This window comes from Priestia megaterium (assembly GCF_023824195.1).
GTDB lineage: Bacteria > Bacillota > Bacilli > Bacillales > Bacillaceae_H > Priestia > Priestia megaterium_D.
Genome location: NZ_CP085442.1, coordinates 858,234 through 884,265 on the forward strand (window position 1 = coordinate 858,234; position 26,032 = coordinate 884,265).

General features: G+C 39.8%; 25 protein-coding genes and 1 riboswitch. Of the genes, 23 read left to right on the forward strand and 2 right to left on the reverse strand.

Features of this window, described 5'->3' with window-relative positions:
- Positions 1-251 precede the first annotated feature (251 nt).
- The 10 genes from LIS78_RS04465 (at position 252) to LIS78_RS04510 (ending at position 11,281) form a co-directional block, all read left to right on the forward strand.
- A complete protein-coding gene (locus LIS78_RS04465; protein ID WP_252284683.1) occupies positions 252-1,631 on the forward strand; it encodes an APC family permease in 1,380 nt (459 codons plus the stop codon).
- Positions 1,632-1,744: 113 nt separating this feature from the next.
- Entirely contained in the window at positions 1,745-2,404 is a 660-nt protein-coding gene (locus LIS78_RS04470) for an HAD family hydrolase (RefSeq protein WP_014461428.1), read from the forward strand.
- Between the two features lie 307 nt (positions 2,405-2,711).
- Positions 2,712-4,097: an LLM class flavin-dependent oxidoreductase gene (locus LIS78_RS04475; RefSeq protein ID WP_252284684.1), complete on the forward strand. Its 1,386-nt coding sequence runs from the start codon at positions 2,712-2,714 to the stop codon at positions 4,095-4,097.
- On the forward strand, positions 4,094-5,275 hold the full coding sequence (locus LIS78_RS04480) for an acyl-CoA dehydrogenase family protein (protein WP_252284685.1): 1,182 nt from the start codon (positions 4,094-4,096) through the stop codon (positions 5,273-5,275). The genes LIS78_RS04475 and LIS78_RS04480 overlap by 4 nt, the downstream gene beginning before the upstream one ends.
- A 107-nt stretch (positions 5,276-5,382) precedes the next feature.
- Positions 5,383-6,516 carry an FMNH2-dependent alkanesulfonate monooxygenase gene (gene ssuD / locus LIS78_RS04485; RefSeq protein WP_252284686.1) on the forward strand — a complete coding sequence of 378 codons (1,134 nt, stop codon included), beginning with the start codon at positions 5,383-5,385 and terminating at the stop codon, positions 6,514-6,516.
- Positions 6,517-6,531: 15 nt separating this feature from the next.
- Positions 6,532-7,722: an acyl-CoA dehydrogenase family protein gene (locus LIS78_RS04490; protein ID WP_252284687.1), complete on the forward strand. Its 1,191-nt coding sequence runs from the start codon at positions 6,532-6,534 to the stop codon at positions 7,720-7,722.
- A 125-nt stretch (positions 7,723-7,847) separates the two neighbouring features.
- Positions 7,848-8,027, forward strand: a complete 180-nt coding sequence (locus tag LIS78_RS04495) for a hypothetical protein (RefSeq protein WP_209151036.1) — start codon at positions 7,848-7,850, stop codon at positions 8,025-8,027.
- Positions 8,028-8,200: 173 nt separating this feature from the next.
- Entirely contained in the window at positions 8,201-9,145 is a 945-nt protein-coding gene (locus LIS78_RS04500) for an ABC transporter substrate-binding protein (RefSeq protein WP_209151037.1), read from the forward strand.
- Positions 9,146-9,224: 79 nt separating this feature from the next.
- Positions 9,225-10,259 (forward strand): FecCD family ABC transporter permease, encoded by a 1,035-nt coding sequence (locus tag LIS78_RS04505; protein ID WP_195781077.1) that lies wholly within the window; start codon positions 9,225-9,227, stop codon positions 10,257-10,259.
- 5 nt (positions 10,260-10,264) lie between these two features.
- Positions 10,265-11,281, forward strand: coding sequence for a FecCD family ABC transporter permease (locus LIS78_RS04510; protein ID WP_209151038.1), 1,017 nt, complete (start codon positions 10,265-10,267; stop codon positions 11,279-11,281).
- A 26-nt stretch (positions 11,282-11,307) separates the two neighbouring features.
- On the opposite strand, the gene LIS78_RS04515 is transcribed toward LIS78_RS04510, so the two are convergent.
- On the reverse strand, positions 11,308-12,309 hold the full coding sequence (locus LIS78_RS04515) for a DUF3231 family protein (RefSeq protein ID WP_252284688.1): 1,002 nt from the start codon (positions 12,307-12,309) through the stop codon (positions 11,308-11,310).
- Positions 12,310-12,558: 249 nt separating this feature from the next.
- Between LIS78_RS04515 and nei the strand changes: the two genes are divergently transcribed.
- The 13 genes from nei (at position 12,559) to LIS78_RS04580 (ending at position 25,069) form a co-directional block, all read left to right on the forward strand.
- Positions 12,559-13,377 (forward strand): endonuclease VIII, encoded by an 819-nt coding sequence (gene nei, locus LIS78_RS04520; protein ID WP_252284689.1) that lies wholly within the window; start codon positions 12,559-12,561, stop codon positions 13,375-13,377.
- 104 nt (positions 13,378-13,481) lie between these two features.
- Complete coding sequence (locus LIS78_RS04525; protein ID WP_195781074.1) at positions 13,482-13,859, forward strand: FAS1-like dehydratase domain-containing protein; 378 nt, start codon at positions 13,482-13,484, stop codon at positions 13,857-13,859.
- A 216-nt stretch (positions 13,860-14,075) separates the two neighbouring features.
- Positions 14,076-15,455, forward strand: coding sequence for a DUF6612 family protein (locus tag LIS78_RS04530; protein ID WP_252284690.1), 1,380 nt, complete (start codon positions 14,076-14,078; stop codon positions 15,453-15,455).
- Positions 15,456-15,611: 156 nt separating this feature from the next.
- Positions 15,612-16,517, forward strand: coding sequence for an N-acetylmuramic acid 6-phosphate etherase (gene murQ, locus LIS78_RS04535; RefSeq protein WP_195781072.1), 906 nt, complete (start codon positions 15,612-15,614; stop codon positions 16,515-16,517).
- A 12-nt stretch (positions 16,518-16,529) separates the two neighbouring features.
- Positions 16,530-17,384 carry a MurR/RpiR family transcriptional regulator gene (locus tag LIS78_RS04540; RefSeq protein ID WP_252284691.1) on the forward strand — a complete coding sequence of 285 codons (855 nt, stop codon included), beginning with the start codon at positions 16,530-16,532 and terminating at the stop codon, positions 17,382-17,384.
- Between the two features lie 89 nt (positions 17,385-17,473).
- The gene (locus tag LIS78_RS04545; RefSeq protein ID WP_252284692.1) at positions 17,474-18,835 is read left to right on the forward strand and encodes a PTS transporter subunit EIIC; all 1,362 of its coding nucleotides are present in this window, start codon (positions 17,474-17,476) and stop codon (positions 18,833-18,835) included.
- Complete coding sequence (locus tag LIS78_RS04550) at positions 18,832-19,842, forward strand: MupG family TIM beta-alpha barrel fold protein (protein WP_252284693.1); 1,011 nt, start codon at positions 18,832-18,834, stop codon at positions 19,840-19,842. The genes LIS78_RS04545 and LIS78_RS04550 overlap by 4 nt, the downstream gene beginning before the upstream one ends.
- A gap of 219 nt (positions 19,843-20,061) precedes the next feature.
- Positions 20,062-20,164: riboswitch (TPP riboswitch) on the forward strand.
- Positions 20,165-20,278: 114 nt separating this feature from the next.
- Positions 20,279-21,565, forward strand: coding sequence for an acetylornithine deacetylase (locus tag LIS78_RS04555; RefSeq protein ID WP_195781068.1), 1,287 nt, complete (start codon positions 20,279-20,281; stop codon positions 21,563-21,565).
- Positions 21,562-22,233 (forward strand): thiaminase II, encoded by a 672-nt coding sequence (gene tenA, locus LIS78_RS04560; protein WP_195781067.1) that lies wholly within the window; start codon positions 21,562-21,564, stop codon positions 22,231-22,233. The genes LIS78_RS04555 and tenA overlap by 4 nt, the downstream gene beginning before the upstream one ends.
- Positions 22,226-22,990: an ABC transporter ATP-binding protein gene (locus LIS78_RS04565; protein WP_252284694.1), complete on the forward strand. Its 765-nt coding sequence runs from the start codon at positions 22,226-22,228 to the stop codon at positions 22,988-22,990. Before tenA ends, LIS78_RS04565 begins: the two co-directional genes overlap by 8 nt.
- A complete protein-coding gene (locus tag LIS78_RS04570) occupies positions 22,987-23,730 on the forward strand; it encodes an ABC transporter permease (RefSeq protein ID WP_028407613.1) in 744 nt (247 codons plus the stop codon). The genes LIS78_RS04565 and LIS78_RS04570 overlap by 4 nt, the downstream gene beginning before the upstream one ends.
- The gene (locus LIS78_RS04575) at positions 23,727-24,737 is read left to right on the forward strand and encodes an ABC transporter substrate-binding protein (protein WP_195781065.1); all 1,011 of its coding nucleotides are present in this window, start codon (positions 23,727-23,729) and stop codon (positions 24,735-24,737) included. The genes LIS78_RS04570 and LIS78_RS04575 overlap by 4 nt, the downstream gene beginning before the upstream one ends.
- An 86-nt stretch (positions 24,738-24,823) precedes the next feature.
- A complete protein-coding gene (locus LIS78_RS04580; RefSeq protein WP_252284695.1) occupies positions 24,824-25,069 on the forward strand; it encodes a ferredoxin in 246 nt (81 codons plus the stop codon).
- Positions 25,070-25,471: 402 nt separating this feature from the next.
- On the opposite strand, the gene hxlB is transcribed toward LIS78_RS04580, so the two are convergent.
- Positions 25,472-26,029, reverse strand: a complete 558-nt coding sequence (gene hxlB, locus LIS78_RS04585) for a 6-phospho-3-hexuloisomerase (protein WP_195781063.1) — start codon at positions 26,027-26,029, stop codon at positions 25,472-25,474.
- Positions 26,030-26,032 lie beyond the last annotated feature (3 nt).

Sequence of the window (26,032 nt, forward strand, 5' to 3'; positions counted from 1 at the left end):
ATATAGCAGGAGATTAGGAATATATAGCTATTTAAAATGAAGCGCTTTCATAATATGATAAAAGAAAAAGATAGTTTGTTAGCAACCCTTACCAACTTAAAGAAATAAATCATATATTTGCTATAGTAAATGTAACAAATCTTCGTATAAAAATGAATGAAAGTCATTCATTTTTATACGAAGAAATTAAATACAGGTATTTATGGGTTTAATTGTCAGAATGTTCTTAATAAATCGAAGGGGGAAGATAAATGAAACATGAAACAGTAACATTAAAAAGGTCGTTGAAATTATGGCAGATTGTATTAATGGGGATCGGGTATATGACTCCGATGGTAGTGTTTGATACGTTTGGGATTGCGTCTGATATGACGAATGGACACGTTCCCACGTCTTATATCATAGCCCTTGTCGGGATGCTTCTCACGGCAGTAAGCTACAAAAAGATGATTCAAGTGTTTCCAAATGCAGGGTCAGCTTATACATATACGCAAAAGACAATCAATCCACATTTAGGGTTCTTAGTTGGCTGGTCTGCACTAATGGATTATCTCTTTTTACCGATGGTTAACGCACTTATTTTTCAAATTTATTTATCATCTATTTTTCCTTCGGTACCATCGTGGATTTGGGTTGTCAGCTTCGTCATTATCGTTACGCTGCTAAATTTACGAAGCGTTAATTTCACCGCCAATTTCAATACGTTTCTTGTTGTATTTCAAATGACGATTTTAGTATTGTTTGTTACTGTTTCAATCAAAGCCTTGCTAGGCGGAATGGGGGAAGGTACTCTTTTTTCTATGAAGCCTTTCTTTAATCAGAACATGACGTCATCAGGGCTAATAGCGGGAGCTACACTTATGTGTTTTTCCTATTTAGGATTTGATGCAGTGGCTATGTTATCAGAAGAAACGACTAATCCTAAAAAAACGATTCCGCGAGCTATTTTTTTAGTTGCGTTAATCGGAGGAGTCATGTTTACCGTGACATCTTATTTTATTCAAGCGGTTTTTCCGACGCTAGAAGGATTCAAGCATCCAGACGCTGCCGCTCCTGAAATTGCTATGTATGTGAGCGGTACGCTGTTTCAAATTGTCTTTTTAGCTGGAGGAATTGCAGGAACATTATCATCAGGCATGTCATCGCATGCAAGCGTTTCGCGTTTATTGTACGTAATGGGACGCGATCGAATTTTACCTCAGTCATTTTTTGGTTATGTTCATCCTAAGCTGCGCACTCCCTCGCGAAATATTGTATTAGTCGGAGTTGTATCAGCAACTGCCATTTTCTTCAGTCTGGCAACGGCTACGTCATTTATTAATTTTGGAGCACTTATTGCGTTTTCTTTTGTTAATATTTCGGTTATTGCGCACTATGCTGTTCATCAAAAGCAGCACCGGTCGGCTAAGGGTTTTTGGTCATACATTATTATGCCACTATTAGGAGCAGCGGCGATTGGCGTTTTATGGCTTAACTTGGAGCGCAATTCATTTTTACTTGGTATTGGCTGGGCGATTGCTGGTTTAGTTTATTTAGTGTATGCAACGAAAGGTTTTAGAAGGCAGCTGTCTTCCATTGAGTTTAAGGAAACAGAAGAAATGTCACCTTTGATGAAAGCCGGAGAAAAGTAAGGATAGAAACTACCTGTTTAAGCCTATCTTATTAAGGAAGCCACATTTATGGATTACGTATTTTGAACGTGTTACTATGTAAGAACGATAAGATAGAAAAAGGTAGGTAAATTATGATTAAAGCAGTTGTGTTTGATTTTGATGGATTAATTATTGATACAGAATCTGTGTGGTACGAGGTGTACCGCGAAATGTTAGAAGACAGGGGAGTAGATCTACCGATTGCAACGTTTGCTTCTTATGTGGGAACGGATGCTACGGCACTTTACGATTACTTGCTTCAGCAGTTTAACAATGAGTTCACAAAAGAGGAACTGGCTCAAGAATCGTTAAGACGTCATCAAGAAAAAATGAAATCATTAGTAGCTCGAGAAGGTGTAGCGGAGTATTTGGCAGAAGCAAAAGAACTTGGATTAAAAATTGGTTTAGCAAGCAGCTCATATCGCGACTGGGTAACAGCATTTTTAAAAGAGCTAGATTTGCTGCACTACTTTGAAGTCATTCAAACGCGCGATGATGTAGAAAAAGTGAAGCCAGATCCCGCTCTTTACCGAAATGCAATTGAAAAGCTAGGAGTAGAGCCCTCTGAAGCTTTAGCATTTGAAGATTCTTCTAATGGAGCAAAAGCTGCTATGGCAGCAGGCTTGCGCTGTGTGATTGTACCAAATCCGTTAACTAAACATCTGTCATTCGAAAGATATCACTTACACATCGAATCGATGAAAGAAAAAAGTTTAAAAGAAGTGATTCAGTATCTTTGTATTGAAGACTAACGCTAAAAGCGCCACATTTTTCAAAAGAAAATGTGACGCTTTTTTTATTGTTTTACTGCTTCTTCAGTCAAATCAAAAGGATTATCTACAGGGTTATAGACGCCGTCGTAGTGTTTTTTTAGTTATTGCAATAATAAGTCAATAACCTTTAAAGAAATCCTAATTCAGCATTATTAATAGCTTCATTTACGTTTCATTATAAAGAGAGAAGTTTCATTGACACTCTGGAAGAATATGTTTTAAGATTACTTCCAAACAGTTTTAATTCTTAGTTAATTTATGTATTTAATTAGTCTTGGAGGTTTCTATGGGGAAACATATTTATTTAAATGCGTTTGATATGAATTGTGTTGTACATCAGACACCTGGTTTGTGGACGTACCCAAGTGATGAGGCATCCGAATATAAGTCGCTAGATTACTGGGTGAAGTTAGCTAAGCTATTAGAAAAAGGAAAGTTTGACGGTTTGTTTTTAGCCGATGTATTAGGTATTTATGACGTTTATAGGAAAAGTAATGAAGGAGCTCTTAAACAAGCTGCTCAGCTTCCGGTGAATGAACCAACTGCGCTTATTTCCGCTATGGCGTATGCCACAAAGCATTTAGGGTTTGGGGTAACGGTGTCTACTACTTATGAGAAGCCTTATGCGTTTGCGCGAAAATTTTCGACGTTGGATCATTTAACAAATGGACGTATTGCATGGAATATTGTGACTTCATATCTTGAAAGCGGGTCAATTAATCTAGGATTAGAAGAACATTTTACGCATGAAACCCGCTATGATATTGCCGATGAATTTTTAGAAGTTTGCTATAAATTATGGGAAGGAAGTTGGGAGGAAGGAGCTGTTGTAAAAGATAAAGAAAAAGGGATCTTTACACTTCCAGACCGGGTTCATCCGATTAATCATAAAGGGAAGTGGTTTAGTGTTCCAGGCGTACATTTATCAGAACCTTCCCCGCAGCGAACTCCAGTTTTATTCCAAGCAGGAGCTTCTGCCCCAGGAAGAGAATTTGCCGCCAAACACGCTGAGTGTATCTTTACAAGTTTTCCTACTAAAAAAGTAGCCGCAGATTATGTGGAAAAAATGCGCACTCAAATTGCTGCAGAAGGCAGAGACCCACAGAGCGTATTAATTTTTAATTTATTTACACCAATTGTTGGACGAACTGAAAAAGAGGCTGAGGAGAAGCTTGCTCAGTTTGAGAGCTATGTCAATTTCGAAGGAGCAGCCACGCTGTTTAGCGGCTGGACAGGAATTGATGTTTCTGTCTATGAGCCAGAACAGCCTATTGAATTTATTGCAACAAACTCGGTTCGTTCCGCTTTAGAGAAATTTACAATAAGTGATCCCGATAGAAAGTGGACGGTAGAAGAGGTAGTGAAATTTGTCAGTATCGGAGGAATGGGACCGGTTACTGTGGGGAGTCCGGAACAAGTAGCTGATTTTATGGAAGAGTGGATAGATGATACAGGCATGGATGGATTTAATATGGCTTATGTGACCACCCCGGGAACATTTGCTGATTTTATTGATTTAGTTATTCCTGTTTTGCAGAAAAGAGGCTTATTCAAAACGGATTACAATGAAGGAACATATAGAGAAAAGCTATTTAAAAAATCACATTTCTTGCCTGATGAACACTATGGTGCTCAGTATCGAAAGACGAGCCAAAAGGAGAGTTTAACATGACTGCGACTACTGTAAAGGAAGAAATTTATCTTGATCAAGCAAAAAAGCTGTCCGTTTCTTTTGCAAAGGATGCGGCACAAAGAGATAAAGAAGGCGGAACACCTAAACAGCAAAAAGATGCTATTCGCCAAAGCGGGCTGTTAAATTTATTAATTCCTCAAAAATATGGCGGAGAAGGCGCGAAATGGTCAACGGCGTTGGCTATTGTTCGGGAGTTGGCGAAAGGCGATGCAGCATTAGGTCACTTATATGGCTATCACTCCTTGTTTGTCTCAGATGTTCGAATCAAAGGTACAGAAGAACAGCAGGCCTATTTTTATCCTTTATCTGTTCAGCAGCAAGCTTTTTGGGGAAATGCCTCTAATCCTTTAGTAGAAAGCCTAAAAGGTGACAAGCAATCACAAGGTTATCTGTTAAATGGAACGAAAGCGTTCGGTTCTGGTTCACCTGATTCTCAGTACTTATGGCTATCATTTAATGACAGAGAAACGGGGCAATATTTAAACGGCGTCGTGCCTACTGACAGAACAGGCATTACCGTCAAAGATGACTGGAATGCGATGGGACAGAGACAGACCGGAAGTGGAAATGTAGATTTTGAAAATGTACAAATAGAAGAACATGAAGTGATTCAAGATTTTGTTGAAAATCCTACTCCTTTTTCAACTATTGGAGCCTCGCTGTCGCAAATTATTTTAACGAATGTCTTTATAGGAAGCGCTTTTGGAGCAATTGAAGAAGCACAAAACTACACGGCTTCTAAAACAAGGCCTTGGTTAACATCAGGAGTAGAAAAAGCTTCGGATGATCCGGGTATACTGCGAAAATACGGTGAACTCTGGATTCAAGCAAAAGCGGCCAGTGCACTTGCAGATGAAGCAGCTCTCATATTGGATGAAGCGTGGGAAAAAGGCAAAAAATTAACGGAAGAAGAACGTGGAAACCTAGCAGTTCACGTAGCGGCTGCCAATGTTTTTGCTGGTAATGCCGCACTGGATATCACAAGCAAGATATTTGAAGTTATGGGAGCGCGATCGGTTCATGCTGAATACGGATACGACCGATTTTGGCGTAATGTAAGGACTCATACCCTTCATAATCCAGCTGAATACAAGCTTCGAACGGTTGGGAGTTGGGTGTTGAATCAGCAGTACCCTATACCTAATCCGTATGCTTAATCTAACAATAGAAAAAAATGAAGCTATCAGACAACTGAGGCTCCTTATTGAAGTTTATTTGTAATAACGGAGTTTTTTTATGTAGCTTTAAAAAGGGGCGAATATAAGTGGAGTTATTTTGGTTTATTCCAACGTATGGAGATGGACGTTATTTAGGAAGCCATGAAGGAGCCAGGGCTGCAAGCTATTCTTATTGCAAACAAGTTGCACAAGCTGCGGATGAGCTAGGCTATAGCGGGGTCTTGCTTCCGACGGGAAAGTCATGCGAGGATGCGTGGATTGCTGCATCTACTTTAGTGCCAGTCACTGAAAATCTGAAGTTTTTAGTAGCGGTACGCCCGGGTTTAATGTCGCCTACACAAGCCGCAAGAATGGCTGCAACATTTGACCGCTTTTCTAAAGGAAGGCTCCTTATTAATGTCGTAGCAGGAGGAGATCCCGTTGAGTTAGAAGGAGACGGAGTATTTTTAAACCATCATGATCGCTATGAGCTGACAGATGAATTTTTAACCATATGGAGAAGGGTATTAAATGAATCCGATGTTCACTTCGACGGAGACTACTTGAGTGTTAAAGGTGGAGACGTACTTTATCCGCCAATCCAAAAACCGTATCCTCCGCTTTATTTTGGAGGTTCTTCTCTTGTAGCGATGGACGTTGCCTCAAGGCATATAGACGTCTATTTGACTTGGGGAGAGCCTCCTGCACAAGTAAAAGAAAAAATTGAACGAATGAAAGAAAAAGCAAAGCAGACAGGAAGAGAAATTCGATTTGGCATCAGGCTTCATGTCATTGTTCGTGAAACGGAAGAAGAAGCCTGGAAAGCTGCAGATGAACTGATTCAACATGTAGATGAAGAAGCTGTTAAATCAGCTCAAAAAGTATTTGCTCGAATGGATTCAGAAGGTCAAAAACGTATGAATGCATTGCATCAAGGTAATCGTTCAAACTTAGAGGTAAGCCCTAATCTATGGGCTGGTGTAGGGTTGGTTCGAGGAGGAGCAGGTACTGCTTTAGTAGGAGATGCTGATACGGTGGCACAACGAATCAAAGAATATGCAGAGTTAGGTATCGAAACATTTATTTTATCTGGATATCCTCATTTAGAAGAAGCATATCGAACAGCAGAGCTTTTGTTTCCAAGGCTTCCAGTTAAGCGTAAGCAAGATGAGAATGACCGTACATTTATCAGTCCATTTGGTGAAGTGAAAGTGAATGATAAAGCACCCGCTAAAAGGTGAGAAAGGAGGGTAATCATGAACAACACCCAAACGATTGCAGCGTCTCAAGAGAAGATCCTTGAATTGGCTAACCAGTTGGCTAAAGAGTTTTCCAAAACTGCTGTAAAAAGAGATAGAGAAGGTGGAACGCCTCTACATGAGCGTAATCTGCTTAGAAAAAGCGGTCTTTTAGCCCTCCCGATTCCTAAAGAATACGGAGGTTATGGAGCCGGCTGGCCGATTGTTTTTAAAGTCGTGAATATCATTGCGAAAGCGGATAGTTCACTTGCACACTTGTTGGGGTATCATTATTTGACGGTTTGTTCGACGTTTCTGTTTGGAAGTACTGAGCAGTACAAAACTTTTTACAAAGAAACAGCAGCTCACCAGCTATTTTGGGGCAATGCCTTTAATCCTAGAGATTCAGGACTAAAAGCAGTTCGAGAAAATGGACGATTAATGTTCAGCGGAAGCAAGAGTTTTTGTTCCGGGGCAACCGATTCAGACCGTTTGTTAGTATCGGCTCAAGAGGAGGGAAGCGGTGAGGTATTGCTATGTGTGCTTCCTACTCATAGAGCCGGAATCGCTACTGAAGATAATTGGGACGGATTTGGACAGCGCCAAACGGACAGCGGAAGTGTAAAGTTTGAAGAAGTTATTGTTTATGAAGAAGAAATATTGTATCAAGCAGCTGAAGATCAAAAGGTTTTTCCTACGGTACGAACGCATTTGGCTCAGCTTATGCTCACTCACTTATTGTATGGTATTGCTCAAGGCGCTTTGGAGGAATCAAAAGCTTATGTGAAGGCTCATACAAAGCCGTGGTTAAGTTCAGATGTTGAAGCAGCGGAGCAAGACCCTTACATTATTCAGCAATACGGTGAAATGAGTTTAAATCTTCATGCTTGTTCAGTACTTATAGAAAAAGCTGTTACAGAATTTGATCATGCATGGAAAAAAGAAGATGCGCTAACGAAACAGCAGCGGGGCGAGTGCGGAGTCGCCATTGCGATGGCTAAAACATTTACTGTCAAAACGGTCTTACATATTACTTCTACTATATTTGATGGGATGGGAGCGAGAGCCACGTCTGATCAGTATAAATTTGATCGATACTGGCGCAACGCCCGAACAATTAGCTTACACGATCCTATTGCTTATAAGCTGCGTGACATAGGTAAATGGTGTCTTAGCAGTGAACTGCCGCCTATTACACCATATTCATAGAAAGTCTGCTAAAAAGAGGCTGGGAGAAAAGTAGTTTAGTTGAAGGAAGATCCGAACGATTCATCGTTCGGATTTTTTATTGGTAGAGTGAACGTAGGTTTCATATATTGAGTTGCTTCTAGCTGTTGATTGGAGGGCAAGACGAAGACTCCTGCGGGAAAAGCGGAATAGGTGAGACCCCGCAGGAGCGTAAGCGACGAGGAGGCTTATCGGCCGCCCGCGGAAAGCGAAGTCTTGCACGGAAATCAACAGCGGTGGAACAAGTGATCCCTGCTAGCTGGTTTATCCCATTTGTTCGTCTTTAGATTGGAATGATGTAGTTATGTCTCAATCTCTTTTTTTGTAGAATAGATATAATTTTTTTAATTAAAAAATAACGAATTAGCTTGTTTAAATAGATAAAACTGATATAATGATAACGATTATCAGTTTCAAGAGTCGATTATCTACATAAAGATACAAGCAGGAGGAATGACATTTGAATAAGAAAAAAATAGGACTGCTGGCTTTTATTACAATGCTGGCAATCGGAATGCTTATCGGCTGCAGCAGCACGAATAAGGAAAATTCAGCTGATGAAAAAAGTGAAAAAACAAGAGTGGTCAAACATGAGCTTGGAGAGACAAAGGTAAAAGAAAATCCAAAGCGAGTAGTCGTATTAGAGTTAGGTTTTATTGATGAATTGTTAGATGCTGGTATCAAACCTGTAGGAGTAGCTGATGATGATAAAGCAGAACAGCTTATTGATAAAGATGTACTAAAAGAAATCAAAGGATACAAATCAGTTGGCACGCGAGCACAGCCAAGCTTGGAATCGATTAAACTGCTGAAGCCAGATTTGATTATCGCTGATTCAGAACGTCATAAAAATGTATACAAAGAATTATCGAAAATTGCGCCAACGATTGAGTTAAAAAACTTAAATGCTAATTACGATGATTTACTAAATACAGAGTTAAAAGTAGGAGAAGCGGTTGGCAAGAAAGCAAAAGTTGAAAAAGTGGTAGAAGAGCATAAGCAAAAAATGAAGGATTTAAAAGCAAAAGCACCAAAAAATCCGGGCAATGTACTTGTTATCGCTGATGCAAATGGTAATATTAATGCTAGAACTTCAAATTTCTTTACAACGGGTGTTCTTGAGCAATTAGGCTTCAAAAATGCATTAACAGATCCTACAAAAGAGTACAGTGTAAAAATGACAATGGAACAGCTCGTAAAAGCAGATCCGGACAAACTCATTGTTATGCGAAATGAAAAAGGTCATACGCCTTTAGCAAAACAGCCATTATGGAAAGAGCTAAAAGCGGTTAAAAATAATCAAGTGTATGAAGTTGATGTATTTAAATGGTCTCTTCGCCGAAGTGTACAAGGTGCAAATGGTATTGCAGATGAAGCAGAAAAGTTATTATTTGAAGGCAAATAATAACGAAGAAAAGAACAATCCAGCGGGATTGTTTTTTTCTTTTTATTGAACTTTCAAATGAAAGGAGGCGCAGCCTACTATGAAAGCTGTTCACGGTTTATCCGAAAGAAACAAATCGCCACTTCGTATAATAGCTATTTTTCTTGCGGTTATTATTCTTTTACTGATTTCAATGTTTTTATCTATTTCCATCGGTTCTATACATATTTCTTTTGGAACGATTAAGCAAGCTATACTAAATTTTGACGGATCAAAAGAACAATCTATTATTCAAACTGTCCGTCTGCCTCGCTTACTGGTAACGGCATTTGTTGGCGCTAATTTGGCTGTCGCTGGAGCGTTGATGCAAGCATTAACTAGAAATCCATTAGCTTCTCCTGGTATTTTTGGTATTAATGCCGGGGCATCGGCGGCGATGGTATTTTTAACGGTTTTAGTGCCGAGTGTAAGCATGATTGGCGGGGTATTTGGTGCGTTTTTAGGAGGCGCATTTGCTGCTGTTATTGTTTATGTCATGAGTTCGTTAATTAAAGGAGGCGACAGTGATGTAAAGCTTGCTTTAACAGGTGTTGCTATACAAGGTATGCTTATGTCTCTCACGCAAACGCTGCTGATTTTTAATGAAAGCAAAACAGAAGGCGTTATGTTCTGGCTCACCGGTTCAGTTATTGGGCGAGATTGGGGGCATGTTCATGTATTGGTTCCTTTTAGCATCGTGGGTCTGCTTATTGCGTTTGGTCTGGGAAGAGCGTCTTCTTTGTTATCTTTAGGAGATGACGTAGCTAGAGGACTCGGGCAGCGCGTCTTTGCCATTAGAGCATTCACTGCAGTTGTTGTGATTGTATTAGCAGGTGTTTCAGTGGCAATTGCGGGTCCCATTGGCTTTGTAGGGCTTGTTGTTCCTCATATGGTACGCTATTTAATAGGTGTAGATTACCGGATCGTTTTACCAATGAGCGCGCTGCTTGGTGCATCTTTATTGCTGTTAGCAGACGTATTGTCACGATTTATTACATACCCGTATGAGACTCCTGTAGGTGCAGTAACAGCATTGCTCGGAACGCCGTACTTTATTTACTTAGCGAGACGCAAAAAAACAGAAAGGAAGGCATGAGTTATATGCAGACTGTCAATAAAACAAAAAAGCAGCCATCTCGATTCAAGTCTGTCGGCCTGTTTATCATTCTTTCTGTCTTAATTATAGCGCTGAGTGTGATAAGCCTTAGCTTAGGAGACATTAACATACCTCCTCTAGACATTATTACGTCTTTTATTGGTATTGGCGATCCTGACTTGACGTCCATTTTAGTAGAATTTCGTCTGCCTCGTATTTTGCTGGCTATTTTAACGGGAGTCGGCCTAGCTGTGTCCGGAGTCGTCGTACAGTCCATTATGAGAAATCCGCTCGCTAGTCCAGATACATTAGGTCTATCAAGCGGATCAGGATTAGCAGCTGTTGCAGTCACTATTTTACTGCCTTTAGCAAGCCCATCTGTTTTATCAGCCGCTGCGTTTGCAGGAGGCTCTCTTGTCTTTGTAATCGTCTATTTGCTTGCTTATAAAAAAGGAGTAGAACCTATTCGATTTGCATTAATAGGTGTAGCAGTCAGCGCTTTTTGTTCATCCGGTATTCACTTGTTAATTTCAAAAGCGAATCCAAACGTAAATGCGGCACTGATTTGGCTGAGCGGCAGCTTATGGGGAAGGACATGGGATCAATTAATTGGTTTACTTCCCTGGGTGGTTATATTATTACCGCTGATTTGGCTGTTAGCTGCCCGATTAGATTTAATTCATTTAGGTGATGAAGTGGCTCGAGGACTAGGGGCTAGAGTAGAGTTAATTCGTCTAGTATTACTAGCAAGCGCAGTGGCAATGACAGCTGCCGTTGTATCGGTTGTTGGCACCATTGGCTTTGTAGGGCTTATTATTCCTCATGTGGCCAAAAGGTTAGTGGGACCGAGACATAAAAAACTAATTCCTACAGCCTCTTTGCTTGGAGCTTTGTTTGTACTAGCAGCAGATTTAATTGGGCGAGGAGTTGCTCCTCCGATTGAAATTCCGGCTGGATTAATCATTGGCATTATCGGCGCTCCGTATTTTCTTTATTTGCTGTGGAGAGAATCTAAAAAATAAGCTTGCGCTTTAGCGCGAGCTTATTTTTATTCCAAATGAATTTTTGGGAATGGAATATGCGGAGGCTCTTCTAGCCATCCTTGTTCAATACTTATTCTTGATACTTCTTTGGCGTATTCCAAAATTTCATTCGTGAAGTTCGTATAGTTTAAAGCGAGATCTAAACGCGGGCTTGTTGACATTGCAAGCCCGTATCCACGTACATTTTCAGTAATCATCGCAGCTAGGTGAAACATCATGAGTTTTTCTGAAAATGGAGGAATGGAAGACTTTTCTGCTCCGTAATCCCACTTCATTGTGACCGGTATGTTTTCTACCATTAGCGGTTGTGACAGGGATTCAATGTGCTGCTGTACCTGCTCTCTACCCTTTAACAAAAAAGCTTGAATGTCCTGAGAAGGAGCTGTTTGAGCAAACCCTAAAATTAAATCCTTTGCAATTAAGTTCGTCTGTATGCTTGACACGATATGAGAAATTTCAATGACGGTTAACGGCCGCTTTTCATCAAAATAGCTTCCCAAGAAGAGTTCTTTATCGTTCATATCAGACGCATCTGCAATAGGAATAGGAGGAAGCTCTATAAAAATTTGTTTTTCTAACAACAAATCTGTAATCGTTTGGTTAAGTTTTTCTGCTTTTAATAGCAAGCTGCGAAAAAAAGATCGTACATCACTTCTTGCGGCAACATCGACGCCCGTAGTTGCTGATAGCAGAAGGACATTTGAAATATGCTTCAAATAAAGCAAATAAAAAGAATCTGAAAATAGTTTTGGAGCTTCAGTATCAAGGTCTTCTTCTCCGAAACCGAGCGGGATTGGCATATTTTCTTTTAAAAAGATAGCAGTGAGCGCATCACTGTTTTTTGTTGTGATGTGCAGTGTACCTTGAATCGCTTTTTGAATATTTAAATCGTCTACATGATACAGAAAATGTTTGAGCATACAAGAAATCGCTTTATCGTTCATATATTGCTTCCAAATAACAGCCATCTCGGCGGCTGATAGTGGAGAAAATGATTGATTATTCATAATAAACTCCTCATATATAGATAATTAACAAGTTTCTAAAAGGTTATCAACTAGTATAAGTCAAAGGAAGTAAGATAAACACTATAGAAAGTAAAAAAAGGTATCAACATTTTACTATAAGAGTAACCGTCATGCATAATTTAAAGGTTCTTTTAGGAAAAGAAGAGCGCAACCGCTTCTTTCTTGCAAAGCAGAAATAAAACCGAAATAATAAATGAAGAAAGTTAGGCAGGAAAGGAGTTTCATTATATGCCAGAAGGTCCAGAAATTAGACGAGCAGCCAATGAAGTGGAAAAAGCGATTATCAGTCTTCCCGTTAGAGAGATATGGTTTGCTTTTCCATCTTTACAGCATTACGAAGAAGTATTAACGGGTGCTCGTATTAAAAGGGTAGATACAAAAGGGAAGGCTATGCTTATTCGTTTTGACAACGGCTATACCATTTATTCACATAATCAGCTTTATGGAAAATGGTATGTACGTTCATCTTACAATTATCCATCTACAAACAGACAGCTGCGCCTTGCAATTCATAATGAAAAGAAATCAGCGCTTCTTTATAGCGCTTCTGATATTGAAGTATTGCGTGATGAAGAAGTTCCAGCCCATCCTTTTGTATCAAGGGTTGGCCCTGATATCTTAAGTGAAGAAGTAACGGCAGGTGAGCTTTTAGATCGTTTTTATTCTAAGCCATTTTACCGCAGAAAATGGGCGTCGCTGCTGCTAGACCAAAGCTTTATAGCGGGGATTGGAAATTACTTGCGCAGTGAAATCCTATTCGTAGCGGGAATTAACCCTACAGCTCGTCCGGTAGACTGCACGGAAGAACAGCTTAAAAAGGCAGCGGAAGCAATCATTTCTCTTGTAAAACAGTCCTATGAAACAGGTGGCATTACAAATGATGTAAAGCTTGCTGAAACGTTAAAAAAGAAAGGCCAAAAGCGCTCTGAATACCGCCACTGGGTTTTTAACCGTGAAGGAGAAGCTTGCCGAATTGACGGCACGCCTATCTTAAAAGTGCAAGCTGCTTCTAGAAGGCTTTATTACTGTCCTACTTGTCAAAAATAGCAGGATATATTTATTCTGCTATTTTTTTGATGTGGAAATGAATGACTGTTCATTTTTGTGATATAGTTAAACAGTAAAGTCATAATCTTAAGGGGAGGGATAAGATGGAATGTAAAGCAGGAGATACATTTACGTGGCAAAGAACGTTTCAAGAGAAAGAAATCATGCAGTTTGCGGAGATGACTGGAGACCGGGGCAAACATCATATAGAACGTGACGAAAAAGGGCGGCTAATGGTGCATGGACTTATGACTGCTAGTATTGGGACAAAAATAGGAGGAGACTTAAACTACATTGCAAGAGAAATGGTGAGTGAATTTCTTCGTCCAGTTTTTGCAGGAGATACGGTTACCTGTGAATGCGTATTAACTGAAGTAGAAAAAGCAGATGGTTTTCAAAAAGTGAAAATCAAATCGGTTTATCGAAATCAACAAGGTAAAGAAGTACTGATAGGGACAAGTAATGGAATTATTAGAGATTAAAATGAAAGCGTAAACAAAATATAAGTTATGAATGTTGTTAGAAAAGTCACGGATTCGTGACTTTTTTTATTGTGCAATTTCCTTCTTTTGTTGGTTACCATTTAAATGTAAATATGGTAATTTAGTAAAGTTGAGTTTCGTAAATGGTAAAAATGTGTATTTACTAAGTACATAGATTCTTATTTTTGGAAAAATATTTAAAAAGGAGTTTCTTACATGAAAAAAATAATGAATACAGGCTTAGCACTATCATTCGCTCTATTGCTTTCGGCATGTGGGATGCCGTCTTCAGAGGAATTAACGGGTGACGTGAAAGAAGCACAAGAAAAGGTGAAAAATGTTCAAGTGAAGGTCACTGGGAAAGAAGAAGGATCCTCTGATTACCAAGTAAACGGAGTACAAGAGTTTGATTTCAAAAATAAAGCAGGTTATGTAAACACAAAAATGGACGGCGAAGAATTGAAGATGTATCATGACGGTGATGAAACGTTAGCTGTGGCTGGAGAAGAAAGCACAAAAGTACAGGGAGAAGAAAAAAAGTACGTTACGGCTTTAATTAATAACGCCATGGAGCTTCAACAAAATCCAATACGCTACTATCAAAAATATGATAAAAATCTTCCAAATGAATTTGAAGTCACCGAAAAAGACAAAGATTATGTATTAACGTTTAACGGAGACAAAGACAAAAAGCAAAAAATTGTAGCAGATGATGCCAAAGCTTATTATAAAATAATAAATCAAGGCAGCGATACTGCTGTAGACCTTGACCAAATTAAAGGAAAAGATTTTTCGCTTGTTGTGACAATTGATAAAGAAACGAAGCAAGTAAAGAAAGTAGTAAAAAATCAGTCGTATTCAGTTAAAGTAGACGGAAAAACAGAAAACTCAAAATCTAAGCAAACGTATACGTATACATATAACCAATTAGACAATGTAACAAAACCAAAAGTGGAAGCAAAAGCCGCTGCTGCTTCTAAAGATAGCGGCACCGAAACGCCAAGTAAAGAAAAGCAAGCTGCCTATGCCAAGGAAGCGGGACAATACGTGGATGCTTTAATTCAAGCAACTGTTTATCAAAATACAGATCAATTTGTTGCTAAACATCCGAATCAGGAAGATAAGAAACAGGTAAAAGAAAAAGGGGAGTTCCAAAAGAGTTCGTTTGTAGAGTTTTTTGAAACGAATTTTAAAGGTGCTTTATCATCAGTGAGCTCAAATATAACCGATGAGCAGTTAAACGAAGTAAGCAGCGCTTTTCTAAAAGCTCTTTCATCTACAAAATATAAAATTAAGGATGCAGCGTATAGTGCTGAAGATGATGCGTACGTCGTACAAGTCGAAATTCAAGGATTTAACGATGCAAGTGTATTAGCGGAAGTCATGACACCACTTGCAGAAAAATATCAGGCGGGTGAGTTGAGTAACGAGCAGTTAGTAAACGAACTTATTGACGGAGTAGCAAAACGCTATCGTGAGCCAGTTGAATTACTTCCGGCAAAAACAGTCCCTGTACACGTCGTAAGAAATGGTGAAAAAGATTACGAAGTTTTAATGCAAGATGAGTATCTGTTAACATTTGCTCAACAATCATAAATAGATATAAAAAAAGATTTCAGCTATATGCCTGAAGTCTTTTTTTATATTCATTTGAAATATAATTTTAAAAAATAAAATAAATTATTGAAATTATATTTCAAACGAATTATAATAACCATAACTTCACTACATGATGAAAAAGGAGCCCAAAAGATGAATGAACAGCTTACGTTATTAACAACAGAGTCCCAAAACGAACAGACAATGAAGATAGATACAGCTAGTACAAAAGAAATTTTAAACATAATGAATAAAGAAGATCAAAAAGTGGCGCTGGCTGTACAAAAAGTACTTCCAGACGTAGAGGTGGCAGTTGAATTTGTAAGTGAATCGTTTCAAAAGGAAGGTCGCCTTATTTATGTCGGAGCAGGAACAAGCGGAAGGCTGGGAGTATTGGATGCTGTTGAATGCCCGCCTACTTTCAGTACCAATCCCGATCAGGTACAGGGATTGATGGCTGGAGGAGAAAAAGCATTCGTTAAAGCAGTTGAAGGTGCTGAAGATAAAGAAGAATTGGGAGCAGCAGATTTACAAAAAATTTATTTGAATGAACGAGACACAGTCATTGGAATTGCTGCAAGCGGACGCACTCCTTATGTGATTGGTGCATTAAGATATGCAAAATCTGTAAAAGCTAAAACGGTGGCGCTGTCTTGCAATGGTAATTCTCTTATTGGAAAAGAAGCGGACCATAGTATTGAGGTAGTAGTAGGTCCGGAAGTGCTAACAGGTTCCACAAGGTTAAAAGCAGCAAGCGCTCATAAAATGATTCTCAACATGATTTCTACAGCGGCTATGATTAAAGTAGGAAAAGCGTATGAAAACTTAATGATAGATGTTCATGTGAGTAATGAAAAGCTTAAAGAACGAGCGATAGGTATTATTTGTAAAATTACAGGTGTTTCTTATGAACAAGCAAGTCAAACGCTTGAAGAAGCAAATAATGAGGTAAAAACAGCAGTGGTTATGATCAAAACAAATGAAAATTACGACACCGCGAAGATGTTACTGAATGATGCGGGCGGTTATGTGAGAAAAGCGATTGAACATTACGTATAAAGGAGAGAAACGATGTCAACAGGCGGATTAACAATGATTAAAAACACGGTGGCTAAGCTTCCTGATTCGGAGAGGAAAATTGCTGAATATATTTTAAATAATCCGCATACTGTGGTAAACAGTACGGCTGGGGAATTAGGTAGACTAGCGAATGCTAGCAGTGCTGCTGTTATTCGTTTGTGTAAATCTATCGGGGTTAGCGGGTTTCAAGAATTAAAAGTAAGAGTAGCCGGAGATTTAGCTAGAGATACGGAGCAAGGATACCGCGATATTGAAACAAATGAAACGATTCAATCTATTGTCAAAAAAACGGTAAGCAACAGCATTCAAAGTCTAAGTGATACGGCCGAGCTTGTGAATTATAAAGAAGCAGAGCGGGCTGTTTTGGCACTGATTGAAGCCAAAAATATTCATTTTTTTGGAATCGGTGCTTCACATATTATTGCTATAGATGCACAGCAAAAATTTCTTCGAATTAATAAAAATGCTACGGCTTTTGCAGATAGCCATCTAGCAGCTACACTCATCGCAAATGCAAGTAAAGACGATGTAGTTGTGGGTATCTCTTTTTCAGGGGAGACTCCTGAAGTAAGCAATGTCTTATCTTTAGCTAAAAATCGCGGAGTAAAGACGATTAGCTTAACCAAGTATGGACAGTCTACCGTTTCGTCTTTAGCTGATATTTGTTTGTATACGTCTTATTCTCAAGAAGCGCCGTTTCGAAGCGCAGCTACATCGTCTCGTTTAGCCCAGCTTTATGTGATTGATGTGTTATTTTTAAGTATTGCAGCGCAGCAGTATGACCAGACGATTGAGTATATTGATAAAACAAGGGATGCCATTCAGTTTTTGAAAACTAAGAAATAAAAAAAGAAAGCGATTACAAAAAGGGGATTTTGTGGTCTGTTTCCTCAGTACCGTATCCATCTAAGAGGAAAATACAAAGGGGGATTAACATGTCTTTAGATAATCATCAATTAGCAAAGGTTATTTTGGAGATGCTTGGGGAAGCATCGAATATTGAAGCGTATACGCATTGTATGACTCGGCTGCGCGTGACTGTAAAAGATGATTCAATTGTAAAAAAGGCAGATATACGAAAGCTTGAAGGCGTGCTCGGATTAGTTGAAGAAGAAACGCTGCAAATCATTATTGGTCCTGGAAAAGTAAACAAAGTAACAGAGGAATTTGGAAAGTTAATTGATGAATCCGGCGGTATTAATTTAGAAAATCGTGCGGCTCAGCGGAAATCGGAGCTGAAAGAAAAAAATGCAACTCCGTTTAAGCTCTTGCTTCGCCGAATTTCGAGTATTTTTATTCCGTTAATACCTGCTCTTGTAGCATCCGGACTTATCACCGGAGTGACAAAAGCAGCTGTTCAAGCGAAGTGGCTTCCGGCAGATTCACAGATTGCTATTCTTTTAACCGTTATCGGAAGCGGCTTATTTGCTTATCTTGGTATTTTAGTAGGTATTAATGCCGCAAAAGAATTTGGTGGTTCGCCGGCTCTAGGAGGCTTAGCTGGTATTTTAGTCATTAATCCTGCCGTAGCTGATATTAAACTTTTTGGTGAAGCACTTTTGCCGGGGCGGGGCGGCTTAATAGGCGTGTTGCTTGCAGCAATCTTCATGGCCGTAGTGGAAAAACGAGTGCGTAAATTTGTCCCTCAGTCACTGGATATTATTATTACACCGACCGTTACGGTATTAATTACAGGCATTATTACGTATGTAGTCTTTATGCCACTCGGTGGCTTGATTTCAGACGGAATCACAAAAGGCCTTTTAGGAATTTTAGAGGTTGGAGGAGTTGTAGCAGGCTTTGTTTTAGGAGCAACGTTCTTGCCGCTCGTCATTACAGGACTGCATCAAGGTCTTACTCCTGTTCATTTAGAGCTTATCAATTCAATTGGAGATGATCCGCTTCTTCCTATACTAGCAATGGGCGGAGCCGGTCAGGTAGGTGCCGCTTTTGCTATTTATATCAAAACAAAGAAAAAACGTTTAAAGCGAGCAATTGGAGGCGCTCTTCCTTCAGGGCTGCTCGGAATCGGAGAGCCGCTTATTTTTGGAGTCACACTTCCTTTAGGGCGTCCATTCTTAACCGCTTGTCTCGGAGCTGGAATCGGCGGAGCGTTTCAGGCGCACTTTCATATTGCAACTGTAGCAGTGGGAGTATCAGGTTTGCCGCTTACGTTTTTAGTTCATGCGCATCAAATTCTTCTTTATTTACTTGGATTAGTTATTGCTTACGCAGCAGGCTTTATTTGTACCTATTTCTTTGGATTTAACGATGAAATGGCGAGGGAGTTTGAATGATCGGTATTTCGTTTTATTTAAATGATAGTGATGCCAAAAAAAGATTAATAGAAGCGAGTGAGTGCGGAGTTACACGTGCATTCACTTCGCTTCACCTTCCAGAAGAAAAAGGAGATTTGGCTGAACGGGCAAAAGAGTTGCTTCATGCGGCTAGAGATTGTGGAATAAGCGTGTATGCAGACGTATCCAAGCATACGCCGGTTCATTTAGGTATTGAAAGCCTTATGACGCTATCTTCACTTGGCGTATCGGGTATTAGACTAGACGATGGCTTTAGTGTAGAAGAAACTCTTTCGCTTGCGAATGAATTTTATATTGCTGTTAATGCAAGTACGTTATCCAAACAAGAAATAGAATCGCTGTTATCTGCAGGCCTTCATCATCATCAGCTGCTTGCATGGCATAATTTTTATCCGCGGCCTGAAACAGGACTTGAAGAAACGTTTTTTCAACAGCAGACAGATTTATTTAATGAACTTCGTATTCCAGTCTGCGCTTATATTCCTGGAGAAGGCGAAAAAAGAGGCCCTTTTTATCAAGGTCTTCCTACTAGAGAAAAAGACCGTAATAGATGTCCTTTTACCTCTGCAGTAGATTTATACGGATGCGGAGTAACGGAGGTTTATATTGGAGATCCATACGCCGGTTCAAGTTTATTAAAGCGTTTAGTTCGATATCAAGAAAACCGCATTCTTCCGCTACGCATTCGTTCACTTCATATAGAGGGAACGTACAGCGTGCGTCCGGATGTATCAAGAGACGTTCTGCGTTTGGTTGATACTCGATCTGTAAAACCAGTGCCGCCATTTCATACAGTAGAACGCAGAATCGGAGCAATTACAATGGACAATGATGGCTACGGACGCTACAGAGGAGAGGTTCAAATAGCTAAAACGAATTTGCCTGCAAATGCTAATGTGAACGTGATTGGGTATGTAATAGAAGAAGATCATGAGCTGCTTTCATTAGTGAGACCGGGGCAAAAACTTGAGCTTGTCACTGTCTAAATGGAAAAATCGCGTATTTTTAAAGAAGCCGATAGCTAACTAGTAATCTTATAAAAGTAAAGAGCACACACTGCTTGAAAAAGATGTGTGCTTTTTATTTTACTAAAAAGGAAACTATTTTCATTGCTGAATCATGAACCTTTCTATTGAATAAAACGCTTTACTATGATAAAACTATTAAAGGTAAACATATGATAATAGTTTAATTTCATAGAGATACAACACCACTAGGGGTGCTTTCGAAGCTGAGAGAGACGAGAAGTCTTAACCCTTATAACCTGAACTAGGTAATACTAGCGTAGGAAAGAGGTATTGTAATGGATGTTTTGTATGGGATTTCCTTACGAACTCGTTATAATAATTTTGTGTATATAAACAAAAACACTTCTTTCCTGCGAAAGAAGTGTTTTTTTATGCGTAAAGGAAGGTGTCATACATGGAAGAAACAATTGATTTGCTTGTCAAACAGGTAGAGGAGCGCAAAGGGGAGCTAATCCAGTTATTAACAACGCTTGTTTCATATAAAACGCCGGCGCCTCCTGCACGAAATTCCCATGAAGCGCAGCTGTACGTAGCGGATTTCCTTAAAAACTGCGGTTTTTCCATCGATATGTGGGACTTATATTCCAACGACCCCATCGTAGTGGGTACGTTAAAAGGACAAAAATCAGCTGACTATCAAAGCTTAATTATTAACGGGCATATGGATGTTGCTGAGGTACAAGAAAATGAAAAGTGGGAGACAAATCCGTTTGAAGCTGTGGTAAAAGACAATATGATAATCGGACGCGGAGTTGCTGATATGAAAGGCGGCTTGGCAGGAGCATTATTTGCAGTGCAGCTTTTAACGGAAGCAGGAATTGAACTGCCGGGAGACTTGATTTTTGAATCCGTTGTAGGAGAAGAAGTGGGAGAAGCAGGTACGCTGCAATGCTGTCAGAAAGGATATACAGCTGACTTTGCGCTTGTAGCAGATACGAGTGATTTACATATTCAAGGTCAAGGCGGAGTTATCACAGGATGGATTACGATAAAAAGCAGCAAAACCTATCATGACGGTACACGCCGAAGTATGATTCATGCTGGAGGAGGGCTGTTAGCTGCGAGCGCTATCGAAAAGATGGCAAAAGTGATCGGAGGGCTGCAAGAATTGGAGCGCCACTGGGCTGTTACAAAGAGCTATCCAGGATTTTTGCCAGGAACAAACACGATTAACCCAGCAGTAATCGAAGGCGGAAGGCATGCTGCGTTTATTGCAGATGAATGCAGGCTATGGATCACCGTTCACTATTATCCTAATGAATCATACGACCAAGTATCAAAAGAAGTGGAAGAATACATTTTAGCTATTGCAAAAGCAGATCCATGGTTAAAAGATAATCTGCCAACCTTTGAATGGGGAGGCACATCAATGATTGAAGACAGAGGAGAAATCTTTCCGTCATTAGAAATTGATCAAGGTCATGCAGGAGTGCAGCTGCTTGCACATACTCACGAACAAATTGAAGGGAAAAAGCCTCCAATTGATGTGTCAACTAGCGTAACAGATGGCGGTTGGCTAGCTGATGCGGGTATCCCAGCAGCTATTTACGGTCCGGGGAATTTAGCAAATGCACATGCTGTGAATGAACAATTAGATGTGAATCAGCTTGTTCAATATACAAAAGTGATGGTGCAGTTCATTTACACATGGCTGCATACGCATAAGGAGTGGTCATCATGAAATTTAGTGAACGATTATATGAAAAGCTTCAGCCGATTTGGCGTCAAAATCATAATCATCCCTTTGTACAGGGAATGGGAGACGGGACGCTTGAAAAGGAGAAGTTTCGCTTTTATATGATTCAAGATTACCTTTACCTAATTGATTATGCCAAATTATTTGCGATTGGAGCCATGAAAGCTACCGATGTTCAAACGATGGGGAAATTTGCTGCACTTTTAGATTCTACATTAAACGAAGAAATGAGTTTGCACCGTGAGTATGCCAAGAAATTTCAAATCAGCGAAAAAGAATTAGAAAAAGCGCAGTCATCTCCTACAACATTGGCATACACGCACTATATGCTGCACGTTGGTCAAAGCGGAACATTAGCTGAATTAGTGGCGGCTCTTTTACCCTGCATGTGGAGTTACTGGGAAATAGGAAAAGAGCTCAGTGAAAAGCCTGGAGCTAACAATGAGTTTTATCGTGAGTGGATTGAAATGTACAGCTCAGAAGAATTTGGGGAACTAGCGACATGGTGCATTAATTTATTCGACTCACTTACTGAAGACAAATCAGAAGCGGAATTAGAAAAACTCGAAGAAATTTTCTTAAATACAACGCGTTTTGAGTATATGTTCTGGGATATGGCTTATAACGAAGCGATGTGGCCGATCCATGAATAAGTCTGTGTTATCTTTTCAAAACGTCAGTTTTACGTATAAAAACGGTGATCAAGCGATTTTAAAATCATTAAATTTAGACGTGAAAGAAGGCGAGTTTGTCAGTATCGTTGGAGCAAGCGGATCTGGAAAAAGTACGTTGTTTCGTCTCATTACAGGTCTTGAACAGCAGAGTGAAGGTGATATCCTTATTAACGGACAGTCTTATGAAAAACGTCTTGGAAAAGTAGGCTACATGCCGCAGCAAGATTTGCTTCTTCCGTGGCGCACGATTCTAGACAATGCAGCACTGCCTCTTGAGCTTCACAATGTGTCAAAAGCAAGTGCTCATAGGAAAGTATCTCAGCTGCTCGAAGAGTTTGGGTTAAAAGGGTATGAAAACCGTTTTCCAAGTGATTTATCCGGAGGGATGAAGCAGCGCGTTTCTTTTCTGCGGACGGTATTAAGCGGTTCTAACGTGCTGCTTTTAGATGAGCCTTTCAGTGCGCTTGATGCCATTACGCGTTTAGCAATGCAGGAATGGCTGCTTGAACAATGGCAAAAGCGTAAACATAGCATCTTATTTATCACTCATGACGTAAACGAAGCGCTTTTTTTGTCAGATCGTATTTTTATCTTTTCAGACAAGCCGGTAAGTCATCTTGAAGAGATTCAAGTGCCGCTTAGCAGGCCTCGAACGCAAAAAGATTTGAATCAACAGCGTGTGCTTGACGTGAAAGATTATTTAATTGAACAGCTCAGATCGAAGGTGAACACATGAAAAAGTACGGAGCTTCAGTGATTTTAGTAGTCATTTTGCTGGCTGCTTGGGAAATTGGAGCACGCATTGTAAACTATCCGTTTATTTTACCAACGCCCACTGGTATTTTAACGAAGCTTTGGGAGCTGCGAATGGATTTATTGTTTAAGCATTTACCAGCTACGTTATCTATTGTTGTAATTGGGCTGGTTATATCCGTTGTGCTAGGAGTTATGCTGGCTGTATGGATGAATTGGAGTCCGCTTATTGAGCGTGCTTTCTATCCGCTTATTATTGCGTCGCAAATGATTCCGACCATTGCCATAGCTCCTGTATTTGTTCTGTGGTTTGGCTACTCTATTTGGAGCAAAGTGATTGTGACCGTATTAATTACTTTTTTTCCTATTACGGTTAGCACATTCGACGGGCTTCGTTCCACAAACAAAGAGTTAAAAGAACTCATGCTAACGATGGGAGCAACAAAAAAAGATATTTTCTTTAAGTTGAACATTCCTTCTGCACTGCCTCATTTTTATTCAGGGCTCAAAGTAGCGGTTACCTTTAGTATAATAGGTGCTGCCATCGGCGAATGGTTAGGTGCACAAGCAGGCTTAGGATATTTCAGTCGTCGCATGATGACACAGTTTGATGCAGCTGGTGTATTTGCACCAATTGTGATTTTATCCGCGCTTGGTATTTTATTCTTTATTATTGTAGTAGGTTTCGAAAAACGTTCATTAAAGTGGAGGAAAACAGAATGAAAAAATGGTTTGTAATTGGCTTAAGCCTGGTGCTTGTTTTGATGCTCGCTGCTTGCGGTCAGGACAAGGAAAATAAAGCTGGTGACAGTAAAAAATTAAAAGACGTTACAATTATGCTTGATTGGTACCCAAATGCAGTGCACAGCTTCATTTACGCTGCACAAGAAAAAGGATATTTTAAAAAAGAAGGGCTGAATGTAAAGGTACAGTTTCCTGCTAATCCAACAGACTCGCTTAATTTAGCAGCTGCGGGGAAAGTTACGCTCGGCCTTTACTATCAGCCTGATGTAGCAATGGCACGAGCAAATGAAGATGTGCCGGTAAAGTCGGTAGGAGCGATTGTAAGGTCTCCGTTAAACCGAGTTGTGGCGCTGAAGGATAGCGGTATTACGCGTCCTAAAGATTTAGAAGGAAAAGTAGTAGGCTACAGTGGAACACCATTAAGCGAGTCTGTTCTAAAGAAAATGGTAAAAAGCGATGGAGGAGATCCTAATAAAGTAAAACTAGTAGACGTAGGATTTGAGTTGAATTCATCGCTGATTAGTAAAAAAGTAGATGCCGTAATAGGTGCGTATATTAACCACGAAGTACCATTGCTTCATAAAAAAGGATATAAAACGGTCGACATTGATCCTTCAGATTACGGTGTACCATCTTATTATGAGCTAGTGGCAGTTACTGGGGATCAAACGTGGGCAAAAGATTCTGATACGATTAAAGCGTTTTGGCGTGCTGCGACAAAAGGGTATGAGTACACAGAGAAGCATCCAAAGGAATCACTTCAAATTTTGTTAGATAACCAAGATAAATCAAACTTCCCGCTTGAAAAAGACGTGGAAACAAAAAGTTTGAATATTTTACTTCCGAAAATGAAGTCTGAACACGGATTTGGCAGTCAAACGAAAGAATCATGGCAGTCAAATGTGGACTGGTTAAAAGAGTCGGGATTAATTAAGAAAAAGCCAAATGTAGATGAAATGTTTGAGAATATCGGAGAATCCAAGTAAATAATTTAAAACAAATTTTAAAAAACCTTCTTATACTGAACGTAACTTTCTGAACGAGAAAGTGAAAAGGTAAAGGAGGTTTTTTTATGGCTTTTACGATAGTAAATAAGGAAACATGTATTGCTTGCGGAGCATGTGGAGGGAGCGCACCAGATCTTTATGATTATGATTCAGAAGGTCTTGCTTATGCCGTGTTAGATAACAACGAAGGAACAAAAGAAGTTCCTGAACATCAGCAAGATGAGATGATGGAAGCGTACGAAGGATGCCCAACAGAATCGATTAAAGTTGCAGAGCAGCCCTTTTATGGAAATGCAACAAAATTCGAATAGAGTTTTTGAAAAAAGGTAACGATAAAGTACATTTAGTTATGACATAAGTCAATATTTAGTTATATAGAAAGTGCCAAAACAAGAAGAGGGTTGAGACATAACCAAATGAATTCAACCTAAAGACGAACAAATGGGATACATGAGCTGAACCGCTTATTACACCGCAGTTGATTTCCGTGCAAGGCTTCGCTTTCCGCGGGCGGCCGCTGAGCCTCCTCTGCGGGGTCTCATCTGTTCCGCTTTTCCCGCAGGAGTCTTCACCTTGCCCTCCAATCAACTGCTAGAAGAAACGAAACAGATGAAACTATATTCAACATAACAAAAAAAACGAACCACGAATCAAACATTTTGATTAATGGTTCGTTTTTCACTTGGGCTAAAATACTTTTTTTAGCCTCTTTTTTATTCTAAATTTGCATGCTTTCCGTACATTGTATGGGTATCAAGTTCTTTTTTCTCCATGAAGCGAAGAATCAGCGCATCGTAAAAGAGAAGAAGCGTTTGTTCAAACAGTGACGCCATAGGCTGCACTGTTTGATAACTGCTTTGTTCTTGATCCTTCGGAGCACCGGGCAGCTTCACAATAAAGTCAGCCAGCTTGCCAAGCATGGAGTCGGGAGAAATTGTGACTACTCCAACTTTTCCCCCAAGTTCTTTTGCTTTTTGAGCGATGGGAATCAAGCTCTTCGTCTCGCCAGAACCTGATCCGATGATTAATAAATCATCCTGCGTGAAAGTGGAAGTTACGGTTTCTCCAATGACATAAGCATCAATGCCCATATGCATCATACGCATAGCAAACGACTTGCCCATAAGACCTGAACGGCCTGCTCCTGTGACAAACACTTTTTTAGATGAGATGATGCCATTTACAAGCTGTTCAGCTTCATCGTCAGCGATTAGAGCCGTTGTTTGTAAAAGTTCATTCATAACCGTTTTTAAATGTTCGTTCGTCTGCATAGA

What these genes read in the sequence shown, in the direction of transcription:
- LIS78_RS04465 (WP_252284683.1), top strand. Translation starts at nt 252, where the DNA reads ATGAAACATGAAACAGTAACATTAAAAAGGTCGTTGAAATTATGGCAG.
- LIS78_RS04510 (WP_209151038.1), top strand. Translation starts at nt 10,265, where the DNA reads ATGCAGACTGTCAATAAAACAAAAAAGCAGCCATCTCGATTCAAGTCT.
- LIS78_RS04580 (WP_252284695.1), top strand. Translation starts at nt 24,824, where the DNA reads ATGGCTTTTACGATAGTAAATAAGGAAACATGTATTGCTTGCGGAGCA.
- LIS78_RS04565 (WP_252284694.1), top strand. Translation starts at nt 22,226, where the DNA reads ATGAATAAGTCTGTGTTATCTTTTCAAAACGTCAGTTTTACGTATAAA.
- tenA (WP_195781067.1), top strand. Translation starts at nt 21,562, where the DNA reads ATGAAATTTAGTGAACGATTATATGAAAAGCTTCAGCCGATTTGGCGT.
- LIS78_RS04470 (WP_014461428.1), top strand. Translation starts at nt 1,745, where the DNA reads ATGATTAAAGCAGTTGTGTTTGATTTTGATGGATTAATTATTGATACA.
- LIS78_RS04505 (WP_195781077.1), top strand. Translation starts at nt 9,225, where the DNA reads ATGAAAGCTGTTCACGGTTTATCCGAAAGAAACAAATCGCCACTTCGT.
- LIS78_RS04480 (WP_252284685.1), top strand. Translation starts at nt 4,094, where the DNA reads ATGACTGCGACTACTGTAAAGGAAGAAATTTATCTTGATCAAGCAAAA.
- LIS78_RS04530 (WP_252284690.1), top strand. Translation starts at nt 14,076, where the DNA reads ATGAAAAAAATAATGAATACAGGCTTAGCACTATCATTCGCTCTATTG.
- LIS78_RS04545 (WP_252284692.1), top strand. Translation starts at nt 17,474, where the DNA reads ATGTCTTTAGATAATCATCAATTAGCAAAGGTTATTTTGGAGATGCTT.
- LIS78_RS04515 (WP_252284688.1), bottom strand. Translation starts at nt 12,309, where the DNA reads ATGAATAATCAATCATTTTCTCCACTATCAGCCGCCGAGATGGCTGTT.
- nei (WP_252284689.1), top strand. Translation starts at nt 12,559, where the DNA reads ATGCCAGAAGGTCCAGAAATTAGACGAGCAGCCAATGAAGTGGAAAAA.
- LIS78_RS04570 (WP_028407613.1), top strand. Translation starts at nt 22,987, where the DNA reads ATGAAAAAGTACGGAGCTTCAGTGATTTTAGTAGTCATTTTGCTGGCT.
- hxlB (WP_195781063.1), bottom strand. Translation starts at nt 26,029, where the DNA reads ATGCAGACGAACGAACATTTAAAAACGGTTATGAATGAACTTTTACAA.
- LIS78_RS04555 (WP_195781068.1), top strand. Translation starts at nt 20,279, where the DNA reads ATGGAAGAAACAATTGATTTGCTTGTCAAACAGGTAGAGGAGCGCAAA.
- LIS78_RS04525 (WP_195781074.1), top strand. Translation starts at nt 13,482, where the DNA reads ATGGAATGTAAAGCAGGAGATACATTTACGTGGCAAAGAACGTTTCAA.
- LIS78_RS04475 (WP_252284684.1), top strand. Translation starts at nt 2,712, where the DNA reads ATGGGGAAACATATTTATTTAAATGCGTTTGATATGAATTGTGTTGTA.
- LIS78_RS04550 (WP_252284693.1), top strand. Translation starts at nt 18,832, where the DNA reads ATGATCGGTATTTCGTTTTATTTAAATGATAGTGATGCCAAAAAAAGA.
- LIS78_RS04490 (WP_252284687.1), top strand. Translation starts at nt 6,532, where the DNA reads ATGAACAACACCCAAACGATTGCAGCGTCTCAAGAGAAGATCCTTGAA.
- murQ (WP_195781072.1), top strand. Translation starts at nt 15,612, where the DNA reads ATGAATGAACAGCTTACGTTATTAACAACAGAGTCCCAAAACGAACAG.
- LIS78_RS04575 (WP_195781065.1), top strand. Translation starts at nt 23,727, where the DNA reads ATGAAAAAATGGTTTGTAATTGGCTTAAGCCTGGTGCTTGTTTTGATG.
- LIS78_RS04540 (WP_252284691.1), top strand. Translation starts at nt 16,530, where the DNA reads ATGTCAACAGGCGGATTAACAATGATTAAAAACACGGTGGCTAAGCTT.